A 21,353-nucleotide genomic window follows, 5' to 3' on the forward strand; every position below is an offset into this window, starting at 1 on the left:
GAGACGATGAAAGCCGCATGTGGCGGCTTTCGGCAGGCAGAATCACCCGAAAAGAATCATTTCCCGCGAAAAGAATCATCTATTTCGCAGACAGCACGTCCTTGGAGGCAACCGTCGAATCAGCATTCAGGCGGTAAATGATAGGAACGCCGGTTTCGAGTTCCCGCTTGAGGATTTCTTCCGGGCTGAGACCTTCAAGCGCCATGATCAACGCGCGCAACGAATTTCCGTGGGCAGCAACCAGAACCGATTCGCCGCGCAGCACATGCGGCTGGATGTAATACATGTAATAAGGCCAGACACGTGCGCCGGTATCCTTCAGGCTTTCACCGCCCGGCGGTGGCACGTCATAGGAACGGCGCCAGATGTGAACCTGCTCTTCCCCCCATTTGGCGCGTGCATCGTCCTTGTTGAGGCCGGAGAGGTCGCCATAATCGCGTTCATTGAGCGCCTGATTGCGGATGGTTTCGAGATCCGACTGGCCAAGCTGATCCAGAATATGCTGGCAGGTCACCTGAGCGCGGGTCAGTGCAGAGGTGAAAGCGATGTCGAATTTCAGACCGGCAGCCTTGAGACGTTCGCCTGCGGCCTTGGCTTCGGCATGGCCTTTTTCGGTCAGGCCCGGATCACGCCAGCCGGTAAAGAGGTTCTTGAGGTTCCATTCGCTTTGGCCGTGGCGGACAAGCACGAGGGTTCGAGACATGCATCACTCCCAATGATAAGAGACAAGAAACGAATGTGAAAAGGATCAGCTGTCAAGGCCGAGAACATCGCGCATGGAATAAAGGCCAGGTTTTCTGCCATGCGCCCAGAGTGCGGCCTTCACCGCGCCGCGCGCGAAAATGGCGCGATCCTGTGCCTGATGCGACAGGGTAATGGTTTCGCCGGTTCCAGCCAGAATGACGGAATGGTCGCCAATGACCGAGCCGCCGCGCAAGGTGGCAAAGCCGATCGTGCCGTCTTCGCGCGGGCCAGTATAGCCGTCGCGCACACGCACGCTATGTTCGGAGAGATTGATGTTGCGCCCCCTGGCTGCTGCCTCGCCCAAGAGCAATGCCGTGCCCGATGGCGCATCGACCTTGTGCTTGTGGTGCATCTCAAGGATCTCGATGTCGAAATCTTCCGGCCCCAGCGCCTTTGCGGCCTTTTCGACCAGAACCGACAGGAGATTGACGCCAAGGCTCATATTGCCGGATTTGACGATCACGGCATGGCGGGCTGCGGCGCGAATCTGCGCCTCATCTTCGGGCGAACAGCCGGTGGTGCCGATCACATGCACGATGCGCGCCTGTGCCGCCAGACCGGCAAAATAGACGCTTGCGCCGGGGCTGGTGAAATCAAGCACACCATGCGCTTTGGCAAAAACCGGCAGCGGGTCATCGGTGATGGTGATGCCCAGCGCGCCAAGGCCTGCAATTTCGCCGGCATCCCGCCCCAGATGTGGGGAGCCTTCACGTTCGATCGCGCCGGCCAGTCTTGCGCCGTCGATGGCTTGAATGGCGCGGATCAGGGCCTGTCCCATGCGTCCGCCCGCACCAACAACGACGAGGTTCATTTCGCCCGCAGCATTATTCGCTTCGCCGGACATCCGGGGTTTCCTCCACACTTATCGCATTGTCTTCCAGATCTGCCTGCCCGCTCTGCAGCTGATAGAAACGGGCATAAATGCCGTTTTCGACCTTGACCAGATCCTCATGGCGGCCCTGTTCAATCACACGGCCGGCTTCCATCACCACAATGCAGTCGGCATTGACGATGGTTGAAAGGCGATGCGCAATGACAATCGTTGTGCGCCCGCGCATGATGGTTTCCAGCGCTTGCTGCACACGCTTTTCCGATTCATTGTCGAGCGCCGATGTTGCTTCATCAAGCAGCAGCACGGGCGCATTGCGGACAATGGCGCGGGCAATGGAAATGCGCTGGCGCTGGCCGCCGGAAAGCGTGACGCCATTTTCGCCGATGGGCGTGTCATAACCCTGTGGCTGCTGCAAGATGAACTCATGCGCATTGGCAAGCCTTGCCGCTTCAACGACTTCATCCATGCTGGCATCTGGCCGGCCATAGCGGATATTGTCGGCAATCGAGCCTTCAAACAGATAAGGCTGCTGCGAGACATAGGCGATGGCCTGGCGCAGCGAATGTTTGGTGACTTTTGCCACATCCTGACCGTCAAACAGGATGCGCCCCTGATCGAGATCATAAAAGCGCTGGATCAGGTTGATCAGCGTGGACTTGCCTGCACCGGAAGCCCCCACAATCGCGGTGGTCTGGCCGGCCCTGGCAGTAAAGCTCACATTGCGGAGCACGGGCGCATTGCCGCCATAGGAAAAGGAGACTTTCTCAAATGCGATCTCGCCGGGGCCGGGAACAAGTTCCACCGCATCAGGCACGTCGCGCTGATGCGGTTCCATATCCAGCACTTCATAGATCATGCGCGCATTGACGAGCGCCCGTTCCAGCCCGACCTGAAGCCGGGCAAGGCGGCGAGCCGGATCATAGGCAAGCAGCAGGGCGGTGATGAAGGCAAACATCGAGCCCGGCGGCAATTGATGCGCGATGGCGCGATAGCCACTATAGGCGAGTACGCCCGCAACCGCAAAACCGGCCAGCACCTCGGCAATCGGGGTTGTGCGCTCGGAGACCTTGGCGATCTTGTTGCTGCGGCCCTCGGCCTGATCGATCAACACATTGATCTTGTCACGCAGGAGATCTTCCATCGTGAAGGCCTTCACGATGGCGATACCTTGCACCGATTCCTGCATGGCGCCGAGCAGGCGGGAATTGAGATGCACCAGTTCGCGCGTGACGGAACGAATGCGGCGCGAAATATAGGCAACCGCCAGAATGAGCGGTGGGCCGATCAGGAACACGACCGCTGACATGACCGGATCCATATAGAACATAGTGCCGACCAGACCGATCAGCGCGATGCAGTCGCGCGCGATCGAGGTGATTGTCATGTTGAGCAGGTCACGAATGCCGGTGACATTCTGGTTGATCTGGGCCGCGAGATGGCCGGAGCGCGTGTCATTGTAAAAATCAAGGCCCAGCTTCATCAGGTGGTCGAAAATGCGCTTCTGGTAGCGCGCGACCAGATTGTTGCCGATCTTGGCCAGCTCCACGGCCTGAATATAGCTGGTGATGCCGCGCAGGATGAAAATGCCGAGAATCGTGCCGCAGATCACCGCGAGCAGTCCGATTTTCTGTTCATAGAAAATCTTGTCGATCATCGGCTTCATCATATAGGCGAGCGCGCCGTTCGATGCGCCGACAATGACCGAGGCGATGATGACGATGATATAATTGCGCTTATATTCGTGGAAATTTTCCGCAAGCATGCGCCGGATAACGCGCGTTGCCTCGCCCGGATCGATCTTTTTCTTCTTCTTGAACAGGCTCACGTGAAGATGCGCTTTGTCTTGGCCCGGCAGAACCGGAACACGGGGTTGCACTAGGGTCTCGCATTGCGGGGCAGATACTGGCCGCGCAACGTCTCTATAACCTCACTGGAACCGCTTGACCATCCTCAAGCGTGCGAAACACCGTTGAACAATCAGGCGAGCTGCCAGCGACGGCCTTCGGTTCCGACCTGAAAAGCGGCCGGGTTCTGCGCATAGGCGGACAGTCCGACGAGGGCGGCCTGTGGATGGGTGACGACCCGGATCGGTATATCACGCATGATATGGCTGTGCGGCGCCTTGTCTTCAAAGGCCTGGCGCAGGTGCCCGGTTTTCAGCGCCGGCAGGATATGTTGCGGAATGCCGCCGGAAAGATAGACGCCGCCATGCGCCATGAAGATCAGCGCCATGTCTCCGGCAACGCGGCCAAGATAGGTGGCAAACAGATCAAGCGTTTCCTTGGCCTGTGGATTGTTTCCGGCAAGACCGGCAGAGGAAATGTCGACAGGGGTGGCAAGGATTGGTTCAACCCCGTCGGCCCTGCAGATGGCAACATAAAGATTGCGCAAGCCCCGGCCGCAGAGAATCTGTTCGGCGGTGACCCGGCCTTCGATGCGCTCGACATGCGGGAAAATCTGATAGTCGCGCTCTGTCTGCGGCCCCAGATCAATATGGCCACCTTCACCCGGCACGGGAACCCATGATTTGGTCGTGCGAACCAGACCCGCCACGCCAAGGCCGGTGCCGGGGCCAAGCACCACGCGCGTGGCAGTGATTTCAGCCGGATTGCCGCCGATGGGTTCAAAACTGCCCTTGTCAAGGGCGACAACCGCCAGGGCCTGCGCCTCGAAATCGTTGAGCACGATCACATCTTCCACCCCAAGACCGGCAATCATTTCGTGCGGGCGCACGACCCAGGCGCAATTGGTCAGATCGATCTCGTCGCCTTCAACCGGGCCTGCAACGGCCAGAATGGCCGAACGCGGCCTGGTGGCCAGCCTGTCCAGAACAGCAGTCCGGATGGCTTCATCAATCGTGGGATAATTGGCGGTCTGAACCACGATAATATCACGCGGCTCATGGTCGCCTTCGTTCAGAATCGCAAAGCGCGCATTGGTGCCGCCAATATCACCGACAAGAACGGGAAAGTGAAAGTTCTGGTCGGTCTGCATGATAATCCGCGATCCCTTTGATGATGTCTGGCAATAACGGGCATGCTGTCCTGCAACCGGGCAGCTGGCTGCGGCATCTCTACAATATCAGCCGGAAAATCAAAATCGATTTTTATGTCAGTCACCGAAATTCAATCGTTTTAAGAAAGCAAATTCACGCGGTTTTCAATGAAACACAGCGAAAATCAGATCCTGCCATGATCGTGCGCCGGTAAGCACACGCATCAATCTGCAACCGTTCAGGAGCCATCATGGCTGCGGGCACTGCAGCGGCCTAGCGTGCGCCATAGGTGACTTCGGCGATGGAATTTGGCCCGGGGGCTGCCAGAACAGCGGCGCAGGCCTTGGGCAGGTCCGAGACCATCAACGGCCTTGGTTTCGGCGCAGGCTTGTCGGATGGCTTGGCTGGCTTCCACGGTTCATCGGTAAACCACCAGGCCAACGACTTGTCGCAACCATCGCCGGCAGGCACTGGCGGCTGTGACTTGCAGCCGGGCGAGCCGGGCTGGCAGCCAATGCGGACATGGAAGTGGTAATGATGGCCCCAATAGGGGCGCACCTTGCCAAGCCAGCTGCGATCACCCTTGACCGTATCGCAGAGCTGTTTCTTGATGCCGGGATGGACAAAGATGCGTTCGACTTCCGGATAGCTTGCCGCATGCCGGATGAGAGCGGTGTGGCTTGGCGTCCATTTGGCCGGATCGACATAGAGTGAATTGGGCTTCAACATGGAGATGGCCGAAACATTTTCGCGCTCGGCATCGGTGAAACGTTTCTTGGGCATTGGGGTGAGCCAGATATCGGCATCAAGCCCGACCTGATGCGAGGCATGGCCGGACAGCATCGGGCCGCCGCGCGGCTGCGAGATGTCGCCAACCAGAAGACCATTCCAGCCATCCCTGGCGGCATCGCGCGAGAGCTTTTCCAGAAGCGCAATCATGCGCGGATGGCCCCAGCGGCGGTTGCGCGAAAGCCGCATGACCTGCCAGTGCGGCCCGTCCGTCGGCAGGGCAACGGCGCCGGAAAGGCAGCCCTTGTTGTAAAAGCCGAAGGATTGCGGCTCCTTGGCAAGATTGGGAAGCTGCTGTCTGCCAAAGGCCTGTTTTGCCGGCATGTCCTCGGCCCGGGTGACCATGGTGCTTTCGCCGACAAGCATCGCTGTCATCATGCCGGCCATGAAAAGGCGAGCGAAGAATCCGGTCTTGCGATTTCTGGTCATGGCAATGTCCTGCAATTGCATCAGGGGGATCCGCCGAATCACGCCGGATCAGTAGTGTTTCACCGTCCGGTCCGGCAATTTACCAGTTTTTGTCCCGCCACATGGACAAAAATGCGGCACGATAGTCGGGATAGACAAATTCATAGCCGAGGTTGATCAGGCGCTTATTGGAGACACGCTTGTTCTCGTCATAAAAGGAACGCGCCATGGGTGTCATCTCGGCCTGTTCAAACGGGATTTCTGGCGGCGGTGTTACGCCCATCAGTTCGGCGGCAAAGCTGACGACATCCTGCGCGGGGGCAGGCTCGCTGTCGGTCACATTGAATATGCCGCCCTTGTCGGTGCTGCTTAAAAAGCGCAAGACGCCCGCAATATCATCAACATGAATACGGTTGAAAATCTGACCCGGCTTGATGATGCGCCGGGCCGTGCCGCGCTCCAGATTGATGAAGGCATTGCGCCCCGGTCCGTAAATGCCGGACAGGCGTAAAATGGCAAGCGGCAGGCCATATTGATTGGCCAGAGCCATCCATGCGCGTTCGGCCGCAAGACGCTCAAGCGAGCGGGGCGAGACGGTAATGCACTCGGCAGTTTCGTCAATCCAGCGGCCCTGATAGTCACCATAGACGCCAACGGTTGAAAGATAGCCGATCCAGCGGATCTGATTGTCCGGGCGGGAAAGTGCCTCTGCAACAAGGGCGAGGCACGGGTCTTTCGTTTCGCGCGGGGGGACGGAAATGATGACATGGCTTGCCCTGGCAAGACGGTCGGGCAGTTCGGGCGCGGCGGACACTCCATCGAACAGAAGCGGTGCAATGTGTGCCTGTTCAAGGATGGGAAAATCTTCAACTTTTCTGGTCGTGCCGTCGAGCTGTTTGGCCTCATCCTTTATCAGCCGGGCAAAAGCCCTGGCCGAATACCCCGCCCCGAAGAAGAATATGCGCATGTCAGTTGCTCTCCCCCAGCCATTCCGCCTGCACATCTGCATCGGTTTCATCTGCAAAATGCGCGTTGCGCAAGGCTGCAAATGTCGGTGCATCTGCAAGCTGCCGCAAGGCCCAGACCGCCATGGCGCGCACCAGCGGCGCGGCGTCGTTGAGCAGGGCAATGATCTGCGGCACAAGGCTTGTGTCGCCGGAATTGCCGCTTGCAATCAACACATTGCGTAAGAAACGGTCGCGCCCGATGCGCTTGATGGGCGAGCCGGAAAAGAAGGCGCGGAACGCCGGATCATCCATTGCGAGAAAATTGGCAAGGCGCGGCGCAATCAGCTCTTCGCGCGCTTTCAGCTTCAGCTCATTTGCAGCCTGTGCGAACTTGTTCCACGGGCAGGCGGCAAGGCAGTCATCACAGCCATAGATGCGATTGCCGATGGCCTTGCGGAATTCGAGCGGAATCGTGCCCTTGTTTTCAATGGTCAGATAGGAAATGCAGCGGCGCGCATCGATGCGGCGCGGGGCAGGGAAGGCATTGGTCGGGCAGGCGTCAAGACAGGCGCGGCAGGAGCCGCAATGATCCTTTTCCGGCTCATCCGGCGGGATCTCGGCCGTGGTGAAGATGGAGCCGAGAAAGAACCACGAACCAAGCGTGCGGCTGACCAGATTGGTATGCTTGCCCTGCCAGCCAAGCCCTGCTGCTTCCGCCAGCGGTTTTTCCATGACGGGGGCCGTATCGACAAAGACCTTGACGTCCTTGCCGGCGCGGGCGGCAAGGCGGCTGGCGACATGCTTGAGCCTGCCCTTGATGACATCGTGATAATCGCGGTTCTGCGCATAGACCGAGATCGCGCCGCAATTTCTTTTCTGATGGACGGCCAGCGGATCATGTTCCGGCGCATAATTCATCGCCAGCATCATGATGGAGCGCACTTCCGGCCACAGGACAGAGGGATTGGCGCGGCGTTCCTCGGTTTCCTCCATCCAGACCATGTCTGCATGCTGGCCGTCTGCGATGAACTGGCGCAGCCGGGGCGGGGCAAGCGGAATGGCATCGGGTGTGGTGAAGGCGACGGCGTCAAAGCCGGCCGCCCTTGCTTCGGCAATCAGGAAGGTTTTCAGGCGTTCGGATTTCGGATCAGAAATCGAGGTCGCCATAATGCGCCACCGGAGCAAGGCCGCGCACGCGATCAGCGAGCAGCGGGCGGAAGGAGGGGCGCGATTTCATGCGCGTATACCAGTCACGCGCGGCTTTGGTCTCGCCCCATTCGATTTCGCCGAGATAATCAAGCACGGAAATGGCTGCTGCCGCCGCCATGTCGGCATAGCTTGGCACGGGGCCAGCCAGCCAGTCACGGGTGGCGGCAAGCCAGTTCACATATTTCATGTGTTGACGAATATTGGTGCGTGCGGCGCGGATGGCGGTGGAATCCGGCGCGCTGCCGCCAATTTCTGCCGCCATTTGCAGCTTGAACACGCGTTCGCGCGCAATATGGCGGGTGACTTCATTTTCAAACTTGATCAGGAACCAGTCCACCAGACGGCGCACCTCGACACGTTCGGCCGGGCTTTCCGGCAAGAGACGGCGGTTGCGCTTCAATGCGCCGCGTGTTTCGTCGAGATATTCGGCAATCACGGTTGCGCCGACGACCGGCAGATCCTTTTCAGCCAGAAGCACAGGCAAGGTGCCAGCAGGGTTGAGCGCCAGGAATTCCTTGCGGCGCGACCAGGGACGCTCCTCAATCAGGGCTGCTTCTACGTCATATTCGCCAAGGATAAGGCGCACATAGCGCGATCCAGAAGACATGGGATGATGAAAAAGCGTGAGCATGATCGGACGCGATACTTTCGACTGGCTTACTTGAAAGATTGGTCAATATACAGGGCGACTGGCGTTAGCACCAATGGCAGGCTAGTTTGCTGCAGAGTGATTCGAGCCGCCTTAACGAACTTGCAGTCTATAAGGGCTATGTTGGTTCGAGACAAGCAATCGCTGTTAAGGCTCTGCGCAGCGTGACCAGCCAAATGACGACGGAATATTCCCGTGCCAGCACGCATATACGCTATTTAAGGTTCTGCTAAATGGAAATACTGCATTTTTTCGAAGCCGCGTTTCTCGGTTTGCTGGAAGGATTGACTGAGTTCATTCCGGTTTCTTCCACGGGGCATCTGTTGCTGGTTGGTCACTTTCTGGGCTTTGAATCAACGGGCAAAACCTTCGAGGTGCTGATCCAGCTTGGCGCCATTCTGGCCATTCTGTCAGTCTATTCCGCCAAACTTGTGACATTGGCGAGAGATTTTCCCTCTGATGCGCGCACGCGGCGTTTTGTCTTTGGCGTCTTGCTGGCCTTTCTGCCTGCGGCTGTCATCGGGGCGCTGGCGCATGGCTTCATCAAGACGGTGCTGTTTGAAACGCCGATGCTGGTCTGTTCCATGCTCATTCTTGGCGGCTTCATCCTGCTCTGGGTCGATGAGCTGGAGCTGAAGCCGCGCTATCATGATGTGATGGACTATCCGCTGCCAATCTGCCTTGCGATCGGCTTTTTCCAGTGCCTTGCCATGGTGCCGGGGGTATCGCGCTCTGGCTCGACCATTGTTGGTTCGCTGCTTCTGGGGGCAGACAAGCGCTCGGCGGCGGAATTTTCGTTCTTCCTTGCCATGCCGACCATGGCCGGCGCCTTCACCTATGATCTTTACAAGAACCGCCACATCCTGTCCTTCCATGATGGTGCGCTGATTGCGGTCGGCTTTGTGATGGCGTTCATTTCAGGCGTGTTCGTGGTGCGCCATCTGCTTGATTATGTCTCGCGCCATGGCTACCGGCTGTTTGCCTGGTGGCGGCTGATTGTCGGCTCGGCGGGCATTGCCGCCCTGCTGATCTGGGGCTGAAACAGTTCCAGGAAAAGTGGGTACAGGTTTTCCGCCTGGGAACTGCGGAAAACAACATGCCAGGGCAATCAGCGTTTTCGTGAAAATCTGGATTGCTCCAGGCTTCTCCCCATGCCGGTTTGCAATCATGCAATGGGACGCACAACACGCGCCCCCACACACGCCATGCGGATTATTTGTGTCTCATGCGCATCGGGATTGGGCGCACCAATATGGCATTTTCAAAAAACCAGAAGCTCTGGCCCCAGTGTCTATCATGCATTTGGCATGGCATCAGGGCGCAAGCGGTGTCCGAAACATGCAGGCAGAACGTTCCTGAATGCCTGTTGCAAGAATGCCAAGTGTCATGATGGGGGGCATGATATATTGGAGCATTGCAATGGCCTTCCTTGAAAAGTTTGAGCAACTCGGACAATCGGAAGGTTGGGCCTTTTCCGTCAGGCGGGAAACAACAATATGAAGGGAAATGATCCTGCATATAAATAAGCGCCTGTTTGTATCAGGCGCTTATATTCAAACATTCGTATTTATAACATCAGGCATTATTTAATCATGCGAAGCCGGTCTTGGTGTACTGACCGGCAACGCGATAGCGCCACAGATAGGCCGGCAGGATGGTATCGACGGCTTCCGGATGGATCCCCATGCCTTCGAGCGTCCGTCCCTGTTTTTTTGCTTCTTCCGAAACGACATTGTCGCTTTTCAACAGCTTGACCTGATCCGAGGTCAGGCACGGATTTGGCAACAGGCCGAGCACCTTGGCCTGCAGGCTTGCCAGCCACCATGGAATCGAGACGATGGCGCGCTTGCGCATGATCACGCGCAGCATGTCTTCCATCCAGTAACGGAAGGTCTGCACATCCGGGCCGCCCAGCTCATAGACGCCGCCCGGCATCAGCTTGCCATCAACGGCGCGGGCGACAGCCTCGGCGACATCGCCGACATAGACCGGCTGCAATTTGGTTTCGCCGCCGCCGATGACCGGCAGGAAGGGCGAGAAGCGCGCCATATTGGCGAAACGGTTGAAGAAGCGGTCTTCATGACCAAAAATGATCGACGGACGCAGGATCACTGCGGTCGGAACGGCCTCCAGCACGGCGATTTCGCCTTGCGCCTTGGTGCGGGCATAGGCGGACGGCGAATTGATGTCTGCGGCAAGCGACGAGACATGTGTCATGTTGATGCTGGCGGCCTTGGCGGCTTCGGCAACATTCTTGGCGCCCTGGACATGAACCGCATTGAAACGCTGCTTGCCGCTTTCTGACAGGACACCAACAAGGTTGACGACATGGTCGGAACCCTGAAGCACATGATCCACAGACTTGCGGTTGCGGATATTGGCCTGCACCATCTGAAGCTGGCCAACATTGCCGAGCGGACCCATGTAATAGGCGATTTCCGGCTTGCGTACCGCGACGCGAACGCGATAGCCGCGCTTGGCGAGCGCAGCCACGACTGCACGACCGACAAAGCCGGTGCCACCAAAGACAGTGACCAGTTTAGGCTTGTTGTGCACTTCGTTCGGTTCGGTTTTCATCCTCTACTCCTGCAGGAAGGTCAGATAGCGTGGCCTTGCGTCGGCCGCCTTATTTCGGCGTTGATTTACTGCCTTTTTGCGCCAAGGCAAAGGGGGCTTGTTGTCACGAGGACAAAACTGTTGTCTTTTCCCAATATAAACGCGCAATAGCGCTTTGAGATTTTGTTGCTTGCTGGTAAATCGCGCGCATGAGCACACCATTAGACCATATTCGCAACTTTTCAATCGTCGCCCACATCGACCACGGCAAATCGACGCTGGCCGACCGCCTCATTCAGTTGACCGGCGGACTGGACACGCGCGAGATGAAGGATCAGGTCCTCGACTCGATGGATATCGAGCGTGAGCGCGGCATTACCATCAAGGCACAGACCGTGCGCCTGCATTACAAGGCGAAGAACGGCGAAGACTATGTGCTGAACCTGATCGACACGCCCGGCCATGTCGACTTTGCCTATGAGGTCTCGCGCTCGCTGGCTGCCTGTGAAGGCTCGCTGCTGGTGGTTGATGCCTCACAGGGAGTGGAGGCGCAGACACTCGCCAATGTCTATCAGGCCATCGACAATAACCACGAGATCGTGGTGGTTCTCAACAAGATCGACTTGCCGGCTGCCGATCCTGACCGCGTCAAGCAGCAGATTGAAGAAGTGATCGGCATTGATGCCTCCGAGGCTGTGCATATTTCAGCCAAGACCGGCCTTGGCATTGAAGATGTGCTTGAGGCCATCGTGCACAAGCTGCCAGCGCCGCGCGAAGGCGACCGCAATGCGCCGCTCAAGGCCATGCTGGTCGACAGCTGGTATGATTCCTATCTCGGTGTCATTGTTCTGGTGCGCGTGATCGATGGCGTGCTGAAAAAGGGCATGACCATCCGCATGATGGGCACGGGCGCGAAATATCCGGTCGAGCGCACCGGCGTGTTCACGCCGAAAATGGTGCATGTGGACGAGCTTGGCCCCGGCGAGCTTGGCTTCATTACCGCTTCGATCAAGGAAGTGGCCGATACGCGCGTGGGCGATACCATCACCGATGAGCGCCGCCCGACCGAACAGATGCTGCCGGGCTTCAAGCCGGCCCAGCCGGTCGTCTTTTGCGGCCTGTTCCCGGTCGATGCGGCAGACTTTGAAGACCTACGCAGCGCCATGGGCAAGCTGCGCCTGAATGACGCCTCCTTCTCCTATGAAATGGAAACCTCGGCCGCACTCGGTTTTGGCTTCCGTTGCGGCTTCCTGGGTCTTCTGCATCTGGAAATCATCCAGGAACGGCTTGAGCGCGAGTTTAATCTTGACCTGATCACCACGGCGCCTTCGGTTGTCTATCGCCTGAAGATGACGGACGGTACGGTGAAGGAGCTGCACAATCCGGCCGACATGCCGGATGTGGTGAAGATTGCGGCGATCGAGGAGCCGTGGATCCGCGCAACCGTGATGACGCCGGATGATTATCTTGGCGCGATTATGAAACTGTGTCAGGAGCGCCGCGGCATTCAGGTTGATCTCACCTATGTCGGCCCGCGCGCCATGATTACCTATGATCTGCCGCTCAACGAAGTGGTATTCGACTTCTATGACCGCCTGAAATCGATCTCCAAGGGCTATGCCTCGTTTGACTATAATCTTTCGGATTATCGCGAGGGTGATCTGGTCAAGATGTCGATTCTGGTCAATGAAGAGCCGGTCGATGCGCTTTCCATGCTGGTGCACCGTTCGGCGGCGGAAAAGCGCGGCCGTGCGCTGTGCGAGAAGCTGAAGGAGCTGATCCCGCAGCACATGTTCAAGATTCCGATCCAGGCGGCGATTGGCGGACGCATCATTGCGCGCGAGACGATCTCGGCACTGCGCAAGGACGTGACGGCCAAGTGCTATGGCGGCGACGTGACGCGCAAGCGCAAGCTTCTGGAAAAGCAGAAGGAAGGCAAGAAGCGTATGCGCCAGTTCGGCAAGGTCGAAATCCCGCAGGAGGCCTTCATCCAGGCGCTCAAGATGGGGGATGATTGATTACCCGTCGTTCTCTGGAGCAATCAGGTTTTCATGAAAATGCTGATTGCTCCAGCAGGTTGCTTTCTCGGTTCCGGAAACAGGTCCCCACTTTTCCTGGAGCGGCTGCGGCACTCAGATTGCCGCGAATAAATCCCGGTTTGCAAGCCATGAAGATGGATTGCAAACCGGGTCTGAATCGAAAATTGCTAGGGATCTGAACGGTCAGATCAAAATATTTTCAAGGCAGGGCAAATATGCTTCCGCTCCTTCCATAATGGTCGGAGCACATGCCAAAGCACATTTATCTACATTTGAAATGATGCTGCAGACTGCAGCATGGCGCTGCCAATGCTGAAAAATGTAATGGTCGATAATAGTATGGAGGCCATTATCTTTTCCACAATGTAATTCCTTATGAAAATAATAATTCGATACGAAATTCCTGTATCGATGATTACATCTTATCACCATAAAAAATAACAATAAATCCATATATTTTTGTCATATTTATTTCGACTGCAATCGTATTTTATTAAAAAATAAAACGCATGATTGGCGTTATTTTTAAACAAATATACTATTATATTAAAAGTTGCTTCGGATGGATTTAGTTTACAATAAGGCCGTCATAGTTCAATATTTTGTGGTTTGCTGCGGCTTTCATGCATGCAGGACCATGCGTAAACATCAGGACGGGACGGTCGCGCGCGCGGGGATTTGCCGCTATAATCTGTCCAGAGTGGCAGTTCCAGGAAGAGTGGAAACCGGTTTTCCGCCTAGGCTGCGAAACAATGTTAAAATAGCATGTTGAAGCAATCAGCATTTCCGTGGAAATCTGAATTGCCCAAGCGGAATATGTCATGCCAAAGGCGAAAGATTACAGTCCGTGACCGTCAGAATTTCTCTTACCTATTGTGCGCAATGCAACTGGATGCTGCGCGCGGCATGGCTGGCGCAGGAATTGCTGCAGACTTTTGGCCAGGATCTGGCAGAAGTGTCGCTGAGGCCCGGCACAGGCGGTATTTTTGAAATCCGCGTGCATAGCCGGATGGCAGTGAAACGCTTGTCTGGGAACGCAGGCGCGATAACGGCTTTCCGGAGGCCAAGGTGCTGAAACAGCGCGTGCGTGATCTTGTCTGGCCAGAGCGCGATCTGGGTCATGCAGATCGCAGCTCCACAGCCGGATAATGCCATGCAGGTTTTCATGCAGGTTTGAAGTGGTTTTCGTGGCCTGAATTTAAGCCCATTGGTCCGAAACCTGATGCGTGGGTCGCAGGTTATGACATGCAGGCTTGTGAAAGGCTTCAGGCGTTTCCCGAACGCGCAGCCATCCCGATTTCACGGAAACGCTAAAATGGCTCTGGCAAATGGTTTGCCGCCCTGTTTTCCGCAATTCCGGACGGAAACAGGTTTCGACATTTTCTGGAACTGCCTAGTCTTCATCGACCACGCGCAAACGCAGTGCGCCGGGTGTTCGTTCGCCGGGGCGCGTCTGCGGGGCGTCCTCGATCGGTTTTTCGCCCAGTTCCAGCGCCTCGATCTTTGCGCCGCGCTTCATGACCTTGGATGACGACACCAGAATATCGTCAATATCCTTGCTTGCCTGCTGGAAATGCCCTTGCAGCTTGCGCACGCGCTCATCAAGCCGCGCCACATCTTCCATCAGCCGGATCACTTCCGCCTGAATGACATGGGCCTGTTCGCGCATGCGCGCATCTTTCAGGATGGCCTGAATGACCTGGATCGACAGCATCAGGAGCGATGGCGAGACAATCACCACGCGCGCGCGATGGGCGCGCTGCACCAGCGCCTCGAAATGTTCATGAATATCGGCAAAGATCGACTCGGATGGCACGAACAGAAAGGCCGTATCCTGGGTTTCACCGGGGATCAGATATTTGTCGGCAATGTCCTTGATATGGGTTTCCATGTCGCGGCGAAACTGTGCAATCGCCTGTTTGCGCGCTTCCGGTTGTTCGGTTTCGCGCATGGCGTTCCATGCTTCGAGCGGGAATTTCGCGTCAACCACCAGAGACGGCGCATTGTTTGGCATGCGCACCAGACAGTCGGGGCGGGTGCCGTTCGACAGGGTTGCCTGAAATTCATAAGCGCCCTGCGGCAGGCCATCGGCAATGATGGCTTCCATGCGTGACTGGCCAAAGGCGCCGCGTGTCTGCTTGTTGGCAAGGATGGCCTGCAACTGCACCACCTGACCGGCAAGCGACTGGATATTGTTCTGCGCCGTATCGATGATGGCAAGCCGCTCCTGCAATTTGGCGAGATTTTCATGCGTGGAGCGGGTCTGTTCGGTCATGGTCTGGCCGAGACGGTGGGTCATGCCGTCAAGCCGCTCGCGAATGGCCTGATTCAGCTCTGCCTGGCGCGAGCCGAAGACCTCCGCCATGGTCTGCATGCGGCCCTGCATTTCGGCCTGGGCCTTGAGGATTTCGGCCATGCGATATTCGGCTTCGCGGGCACGTTCTTCCGCCTGCGCTTCTGCCACGGCGCGCAGCCGGGCCGAACGGGCGGCCGTAATCAGAAACAGGGCAAGACAGAGCACCACCACCACAATGGCCGCAAGCAGGAGATCGCCAAGCGAAAAGATGGTGCTGCCAAGCTGTAACAGCGGTTCATGCAACAAAGACTGGTTTTCCATTTTGCAAGCTTAGCTGATTCGTACAAACTTGCAGAGATCAAAACGGGAACATTTTGCAAAGCGCAATTGACGAGTTCGCATCGAGCGATTACGTGGAAGCCATGTCAGTAAAACCGCTTATCATTCTCCCCGATCCGCTGCTGCGTCTGGTTTCCAAGCCGGTTGAACGCTTTGATGACCAGTTGCGCAAATTTGCCGGCGACATGTTCGACACCATGTATGATGCGCCGGGCATTGGCCTTGCCGCCATTCAGGTGGGCGAGCCGATCCGCATGCTGGTTATTGATCTCGCCAAGGGCGACGAGGAGAAACAGCCGCATGTTTTCGTCAATCCACAGATTGTTTCCTCCTCGGATGAGCGTGGCACCTATGAAGAAGGTTGCCTGTCGATTCCCGATTATTATGCGGAGGTGGAGCGCCCGGCGAAAATCAGGGTCGAATATTTCGACCTTGAGGGCAAGCCGCAGAGCATGGATGCGGATGGGCTGATGGCGACCTGCCTGCAGCACGAGATTGACCATCTCAATGGTGTGCTGTTCATTGACCATCTGTCGAAGCTGAAGCGCGACATGGTGATCAAGAAGTTCAGGAAGCTCGCCAGGGAGCGGGCGGGCAGGAAGGTGCTGTGATGCGTATCGTCTTCATGGGCACGCCGGAATTTTCGGTGCCGATCCTGACGGCCATCATTGGCCATGGCTATGAGGTGGTGGCGGTCTATACCCAGCCGCCGCGCCCGGCGGGGCGGCGCGGGCTGGAGCTCACCAAGTCGCCGGTGCATGAAAAGGCCGAACAATTTGGCATTCCGGTCTTTACACCAAAGAGCCTGAAAGATCCGGAAGAACAGGCAGCCTTTGCTGCTCTTGAGGCTGATGTTGCCATTGTGGTGGCCTATGGGCTGCTGCTGCCCAAGGCCATTCTCGAAGCGCCGCGCCTTGGCTGTTACAATGGTCATGCCTCGCTGTTGCCGCGCTGGCGGGGGGCGGCGCCGATCCAGCGCGCGATCATGGCCGGTGACAGCGAAACCGGCATGATGATCATGAAGATGGACGAGGGGCTTGATACCGGCCCTGTCGCCATGGCGGAAAAGGTGGTGATCACGCCGGATATGACGGCGGGCGAATTGCACGACAGGCTCAGCCAGATCGGGGCAGACCTGATGGTACGCGCACTTGGCGCGCTTGAGCGCGACAGCCTTGCCCTGCAGCCGCAGGCCGAGGAAGGCATCACCTATGCCGCCAAGATCGACAAGGCCGAGGCGCGCATCGACTGGTCGAAGCCTGCCAGGGATGTGCACAACAGGATTCGCGGCCTGTCGCCCTTTCCGGGCGCATGGTGCGAAATGGAAATCAATGGCGCGGTTGAGCGGGTGAAATTGCTGCGCTCGACGCTGGGTGAGGGCAATGGCGTGCCGGGCACGGTTCTGGATGAACGCCTGACGATTGCCTGCGGCAAGGGCGCGGTTCGGCTTGTGAGCCTGCAGCGCTCTGGTGGCAAGCCTCTGGCGGCGGCAGATTTCCTGCGTGGTGCACATGTGACGAAGGTTCTTTGAACAGTGCCGCGTTACAAGCTTCTGATCGAATATGACGGCACGCCCTATGCGGGCTGGCAGCGTCAGGAAAACGGCCATACGGTTCAGGCCGCGATTGAGCAGGCGTTCAGGAAATTCTGCGGCGAGGATCTGACGCTGAGTGCGGCTGGTCGTACGGATGCCGGTGTACATGCGACAGCGCAGGTGGCGCATGTCGATCTTTCCAGGGATTGGGCTGCCGGCAAGGTGCGCGATGCGGTCAATGCCCATCTGGTGATGGCCAATGAGCGCATCAGCATTCTCAATGTCGAAAAGACGACGGATGCTTTCGACGCGCGTTTTTCCGCCCGCGCGCGGCATTATCTCTATCGCATCTGCAATCGTCGCGCGCCGCTGGCGCTGGATTATCAGCGGGCATGGTGGGTGCAGAAGCGGCTTGATCATGAGGCCATGCATGAGGCGGCCCAGCGGCTTCTAGGCGAACATGATTTCACTACCTTCCGTGCCACGCAATGTCAGGCCAAAAGCCCGGTCAAGACGCTCGACCGTCTCGATGTCACGCGCAAAGGGGATTATGTCGAATTGCGGGTGTCGGCGCGTTCCTTCCTGCACAATCAGGTGCGCTCCTTTGCCGGCAGCCTGATGGAAGTGGGGGTTGGCCGCTGGACGGCGGATGACCTGCAGGCAGCTCTTGAAGCGCGCGACCGCAAGGCCTGTGGTCAGGTGGCCCCGCCCTATGGGCTGTATCTCGTCGGTGTGGATTACGCCTTTCCGTTTTAGGCCTGATGCCAGCGCCAGCGGGCAAACAGGCACATTCCTGCAACAATCCGGATTTTCACGGAAATGCTGATTGCTCTGACATGTTGTTTCCCGCAGTTCCGGGCGGAAAACCTGTTTCGACTTTTTCTGGAATTGTTTTAATAGGCTTGATGGGCAAAGCCGATCCGGAAGATCTGCTGCAGCAGCACGGTCAGGAACAGCGTGCCGAAAAAGACACAGGCAAAGAACGGCGCGACAACCACATGCGGTCGTTGCAGGGCAACATGCGTCAGGCGATAGCCTAACACGACAGATGCGCCGAACATGATGAAGGCAAACAGCGTCGTCACATCCGCGCTGTCAGGCACGAACAGCTGCAACAGGGTGATCGGGGCAAAGAACCAGGACACAAGCGCCGTGCCCCAGTTTGTCGCAATCACATAGGGCGCATAACGGCTGGCTATGCCGATCGTGCGCGCAAGCAGGCCGACAAGGATCAGCGGAATGACCCATGCGGCAATATCGACAAAGGCCAGGCGCAGGATGATGGCAAGTCGAAAGCCGGCTTCCTCGCGGCCCGCGGTCAGATTGGCCGCAGCGCTGACCCAGCTTGCAAAGAGCGGCGGCAGCGCCACGACAATGGCATAAAAGGAAGACCAGAAATCCTCTGCCGAAATATCGAGATAATCCAGACCATCACGGCGCCCCAGCATCATGCGCCATACGCCGTTGAAATAGCGAAATATATCGTCGAGGCTCGGCATTCACACCCTATGCAAGAAAATCAGCGATGAAGCGTTCGTAAATCTGCGTCAGATCTTCCAGTTCCGCAAGCGGTACACGCTCGTCGACCATATGCATGGTCTGGCCGGCAAGGCCAAATTCAACCACCGGGCAATAATCCTTGATGAAACGGGCATCCGACGTACCGCCAGAGGTGGACAGCTCCGGGCGTCTGCCGGTCACCGCCTCGATCGATCGGGTAAGCGTGCCGATCAGCCTGTCGTCCCGTGTCAGGAAGACATGGCTTGGGCGTTCATTCCAGACGAGATCATATTGAATTGCTGTGTCACGGCCGGGGCGCAGGCGGTTTGCCTGGGCTGCGCGTTCCAGCCGCGCACAGATCTCGGCCTTCAGGCTTTCTGCCGTCCAGGTATCGTTGAAACGGATGTTGAAGCCTGCCGTCGCCCTGGCGGGAATCACATTGGTGGCGCGATTGCCGACATCAATGGTGGTGACTTCCAGATTGCTGGCCTGGAAATTTTCCGTGCCATGGTCAAAGGCCGGATCGAGCAGGCTTTCGAGCAGGCACATCATGCCGCGCACCGGATTGTCCGCACGCTGCGGATAGGCGACATGGCCCTGAATGCCATGTACGGTGATGGTGCCGGAAAGGGAACCACGGCGGCCGATCTTGATCATTTCACCCAGCGTGGTGGGATTGGTCGGCTCGCCGACGATCGATGCATCCCAGCTTTCGCCACGCTGTTTTGCCCATTCCAGCAGCTTGACCGTACCATTGATCGCCGGGCCTTCCTCGTCGCCGGTAATGAGGAAGGAGATGCTGCCCGCGAGGCTGCCATGTTTTTCCAGATGCCGGGCAACGGCTGCGACGAAACAGGCAATGCCGCCCTTCATGTCCACTGCGCCGCGGCCATACATGATGCCGTCTTCAATCGCGGCGGAGAAGGGCGGATGTTTCCACAGCGCCTCATCGCCGGGCGGCACCACATCGGTGTGGCCGGCAAACATCAGATGCGGGCCATTGCCGGATCTGCGTGCATAGAGATTTTCAATGTCCGGTGTGCCCGCTTCGCTGAAAACGGGGCGTTCGATGCTGAAACCCATGGGTTTCAGCATGTTTTCCAGTACGCCCAGTGCGCCGCCTTCAGCAGGCGTGACAGAGGGGCAGCGGATCAGGGCGGCAAGGTTTTCGGCGGGATCAACAGGCAGGGTCATGGCATCCAACTGACAAAGAGAATCAATTGGCTGCAAGACTAGAGCAATTCAGATTTTCACGGAAACACTGAATTGCTCCGACATACTGTCATTTCGCAGTTCCAGGGTGGAAAACCGGGGCCCACTTTTCCTGGAACTGCAGTTTGTCTTTTGCGCAGTTCCGGACGGAAAACCGGAGCCCACTTTTCCTGGAACTGCTTTGTGCCCTTTCGTGCATGGCGGCCTTGCCTGCCTGTTTGTGCTTGACCGGGCCGACAATGCCGTCGTTCAGTAAGCTGAAGTTGATAATGAGCCTATATGGCCGGTTGACGGGAACACGCGCATGGGAAAGCTGAGGCAGTTCTTGCCGCATACCCTGACCGGCATTGGGCAATCACTTTTCCGGCCGCAGCGGCAGAGTTGAACGAGACGGGAAGGGTTACCAGCATTCCCTGTGGCCATCTCGACTGGTGCAGGCGCAAACCGGATGATTGCTGCAGGCACAAGGTTGCAGCTCCGCTGAAATTGACCGATGCGCGGCGTGCACTGCTGCAGGTGGTCAATGATGCGGTCAACCGCAGCATAGGCGCCGTTCCGGATCAGCAGAATTACGGCTTGCGTGATTATTGGGCGATACCGGCCAAGGCAGGGGCGATTGCGAGGATTTTGTGCTCGCCAAACGCGCCAGACTCATGGCGCGGGGGATCGATCCATCCCTGTTGCTGATCACCTTGGTGCAGGGGCGTGAGCCGCATGTGGTGCTGACGGTGTGCACTGATCATGGTGACTATATTTCGACAATCTGCGCAATGAAGTGCTTCCGCTTGAGAAGACCTTCATTGCTACATCAAGATGCAGTCGCCTGCCCATGCGGGTGAATGGATGTCTGTTGCCGGGCGCAGAACCGTGGTGGTGCAGAACTGCCCAGCCCCTGTTGCCACTGTGCGTGCAAGGTGAAATTGTTCATATAATCTGTACAATGTTTGCACGTGCTCTGTTTGCTTTTGATGAGCACAAGAAGACTCTCACAAGGGTGTGAGCAGATAGTGTTTGTTTAACATATTGAAAATAAATAATAAAATAATGCCATAGGTAAGATTTCCAAAAAGTCATGAGCAATTTTATGTGAGCCGGCGAACATTTTTGTTACTGGTAAAATTCAGCATTGTTCTCCATTTTGAATCTATTGGAACGGGAAAGATGTCGCCCATGTTCAGGGGATTCGCGCTTGTTCCCGCTGCCGAATGCTGTGCCGGCAGCGCCGGTCGAAAAATGAATGAGGCCAGATTATGCGCCTGATCTGACCGGAATGAAGATGCACTGCAGATGATGACGAGGGCTTC

18 protein-coding genes and 2 pseudogenes are annotated in these 21,353 nt (G+C 57.2%); 8 read left to right on the forward strand and 12 right to left on the reverse strand.

Annotated elements, in window-relative coordinates; translation table 11 throughout:
- Window positions 1–79: 79 nt before the first annotated feature.
- The 8 genes from ACFO1V_RS03770 to ACFO1V_RS03805 all read right to left on the reverse strand — a co-directional run bounded on the left by ACFO1V_RS03770 (window position 80) and on the right by ACFO1V_RS03805 (window position 8,555).
- Entirely contained in the window at window positions 80–703 is a 624-nt protein-coding gene (locus ACFO1V_RS03770; RefSeq protein WP_374831914.1) for a 2,3-bisphosphoglycerate-dependent phosphoglycerate mutase, read from the reverse strand.
- 45 nt (window positions 704–748) lie between these two features.
- A complete protein-coding gene (gene dapB, locus ACFO1V_RS03775) occupies window positions 749–1,588 on the reverse strand; it encodes a 4-hydroxy-tetrahydrodipicolinate reductase (protein WP_374831912.1) in 840 nt (279 codons plus the stop codon).
- The gene (locus ACFO1V_RS03780; RefSeq protein ID WP_374831910.1) at window positions 1,569–3,401 is read right to left on the reverse strand and encodes an ABC transporter ATP-binding protein; all 1,833 of its coding nucleotides are present in this window, start codon (window positions 3,399–3,401) and stop codon (window positions 1,569–1,571) included. Before ACFO1V_RS03780 ends, dapB begins: the two co-directional genes overlap by 20 nt.
- A gap of 152 nt (window positions 3,402–3,553) precedes the next feature.
- Window positions 3,554–4,570, reverse strand: a complete 1,017-nt coding sequence (locus ACFO1V_RS03785; protein ID WP_374831908.1) for a glucokinase — start codon at window positions 4,568–4,570, stop codon at window positions 3,554–3,556.
- Window positions 4,571–4,844: 274 nt separating this feature from the next.
- Complete coding sequence (mepA, locus tag ACFO1V_RS03790; protein ID WP_374831946.1) at window positions 4,845–5,747, reverse strand: penicillin-insensitive murein endopeptidase; 903 nt, start codon at window positions 5,745–5,747, stop codon at window positions 4,845–4,847.
- A 121-nt stretch (window positions 5,748–5,868) separates the two neighbouring features.
- The gene (locus ACFO1V_RS03795; protein WP_374831906.1) at window positions 5,869–6,735 is read right to left on the reverse strand and encodes an SDR family oxidoreductase; all 867 of its coding nucleotides are present in this window, start codon (window positions 6,733–6,735) and stop codon (window positions 5,869–5,871) included.
- Window position 6,736: 1 nt separating this feature from the next.
- Window positions 6,737–7,882 (reverse strand): tRNA epoxyqueuosine(34) reductase QueG, encoded by a 1,146-nt coding sequence (queG, locus tag ACFO1V_RS03800; protein WP_374831904.1) that lies wholly within the window; start codon window positions 7,880–7,882, stop codon window positions 6,737–6,739.
- Complete coding sequence (locus tag ACFO1V_RS03805; RefSeq protein WP_374831902.1) at window positions 7,863–8,555, reverse strand: glutathione S-transferase family protein; 693 nt, start codon at window positions 8,553–8,555, stop codon at window positions 7,863–7,865. Before ACFO1V_RS03805 ends, queG begins: the two co-directional genes overlap by 20 nt.
- A 251-nt stretch (window positions 8,556–8,806) precedes the next feature.
- On the opposite strand from ACFO1V_RS03805, the gene ACFO1V_RS03810 reads away from it, so the two are divergent.
- Window positions 8,807–9,613, forward strand: a complete 807-nt coding sequence (locus ACFO1V_RS03810) for an undecaprenyl-diphosphate phosphatase (RefSeq protein WP_374831900.1) — start codon at window positions 8,807–8,809, stop codon at window positions 9,611–9,613.
- A 550-nt stretch (window positions 9,614–10,163) separates the two neighbouring features.
- Here ACFO1V_RS03810 and ACFO1V_RS03815 read toward each other — a convergent pair.
- A complete protein-coding gene (locus ACFO1V_RS03815) occupies window positions 10,164–11,150 on the reverse strand; it encodes a complex I NDUFA9 subunit family protein (protein WP_374831898.1) in 987 nt (328 codons plus the stop codon).
- Between the two features lie 188 nt (window positions 11,151–11,338).
- Here ACFO1V_RS03815 and lepA point away from each other — a divergent pair, with 188 nt between their 5' ends.
- The 3 genes and pseudogenes from lepA (at window position 11,339) to ACFO1V_RS03830 (ending at window position 14,317) form a co-directional block, all read left to right on the forward strand.
- Window positions 11,339–13,147, forward strand: coding sequence for a translation elongation factor 4 (gene lepA / locus ACFO1V_RS03820; RefSeq protein WP_374831897.1), 1,809 nt, complete (start codon window positions 11,339–11,341; stop codon window positions 13,145–13,147).
- A 46-nt stretch (window positions 13,148–13,193) separates the two neighbouring features.
- Window positions 13,194–13,484 carry a hypothetical protein gene (locus tag ACFO1V_RS03825; RefSeq protein WP_374831895.1) on the forward strand — a complete coding sequence of 97 codons (291 nt, stop codon included), beginning with the start codon at window positions 13,194–13,196 and terminating at the stop codon, window positions 13,482–13,484.
- Between the two features lie 576 nt (window positions 13,485–14,060).
- Window positions 14,061–14,317: pseudogene (locus ACFO1V_RS03830) on the forward strand (Rdx family protein).
- A gap of 244 nt (window positions 14,318–14,561) precedes the next feature.
- Here ACFO1V_RS03830 and ACFO1V_RS03835 read toward each other — a convergent pair.
- Complete coding sequence (locus ACFO1V_RS03835; RefSeq protein WP_374831893.1) at window positions 14,562–15,785, reverse strand: DNA recombination protein RmuC; 1,224 nt, start codon at window positions 15,783–15,785, stop codon at window positions 14,562–14,564.
- Between the two features lie 101 nt (window positions 15,786–15,886).
- On the opposite strand from ACFO1V_RS03835, the gene def reads away from it, so the two are divergent.
- The 3 genes from def to truA are packed head-to-tail and all read left to right on the forward strand — an operon-like array spanning window position 15,887 to window position 18,093.
- Window positions 15,887–16,414 carry a peptide deformylase gene (gene def / locus ACFO1V_RS03840; RefSeq protein ID WP_374831891.1) on the forward strand — a complete coding sequence of 176 codons (528 nt, stop codon included), beginning with the start codon at window positions 15,887–15,889 and terminating at the stop codon, window positions 16,412–16,414.
- Window positions 16,414–17,334, forward strand: coding sequence for a methionyl-tRNA formyltransferase (gene fmt, locus ACFO1V_RS03845; RefSeq protein ID WP_374831944.1), 921 nt, complete (start codon window positions 16,414–16,416; stop codon window positions 17,332–17,334). Before def ends, fmt begins: the two co-directional genes overlap by 1 nt.
- Before the next feature lie 3 nt (window positions 17,335–17,337).
- Window positions 17,338–18,093, forward strand: a complete 756-nt coding sequence (truA, locus tag ACFO1V_RS03850) for a tRNA pseudouridine(38-40) synthase TruA (protein WP_374831889.1) — start codon at window positions 17,338–17,340, stop codon at window positions 18,091–18,093.
- 137 nt (window positions 18,094–18,230) lie between these two features.
- On the opposite strand, the gene ACFO1V_RS03855 is transcribed toward truA, so the two are convergent.
- Both ACFO1V_RS03855 and dapE read right to left on the reverse strand, forming a co-directional pair.
- On the reverse strand, window positions 18,231–18,836 hold the full coding sequence (locus ACFO1V_RS03855; protein ID WP_374831887.1) for a hypothetical protein: 606 nt from the start codon (window positions 18,834–18,836) through the stop codon (window positions 18,231–18,233).
- A 7-nt stretch (window positions 18,837–18,843) separates the two neighbouring features.
- The gene (dapE, locus tag ACFO1V_RS03860; protein ID WP_374831885.1) at window positions 18,844–20,031 is read right to left on the reverse strand and encodes a succinyl-diaminopimelate desuccinylase; all 1,188 of its coding nucleotides are present in this window, start codon (window positions 20,029–20,031) and stop codon (window positions 18,844–18,846) included.
- A 372-nt stretch (window positions 20,032–20,403) separates the two neighbouring features.
- Here dapE and ACFO1V_RS03865 point away from each other — a divergent pair.
- Window positions 20,404–20,967: pseudogene (locus ACFO1V_RS03865) on the forward strand (transglutaminase-like cysteine peptidase).
- Window positions 20,968–21,353: the final 386 nt, after the last annotated feature.

It is taken from the genome of Daeguia caeni (genome assembly GCF_042653845.1).
GTDB classification, from domain to species: domain Bacteria; phylum Pseudomonadota; class Alphaproteobacteria; order Rhizobiales; family Rhizobiaceae; genus Brucella; species Brucella caeni.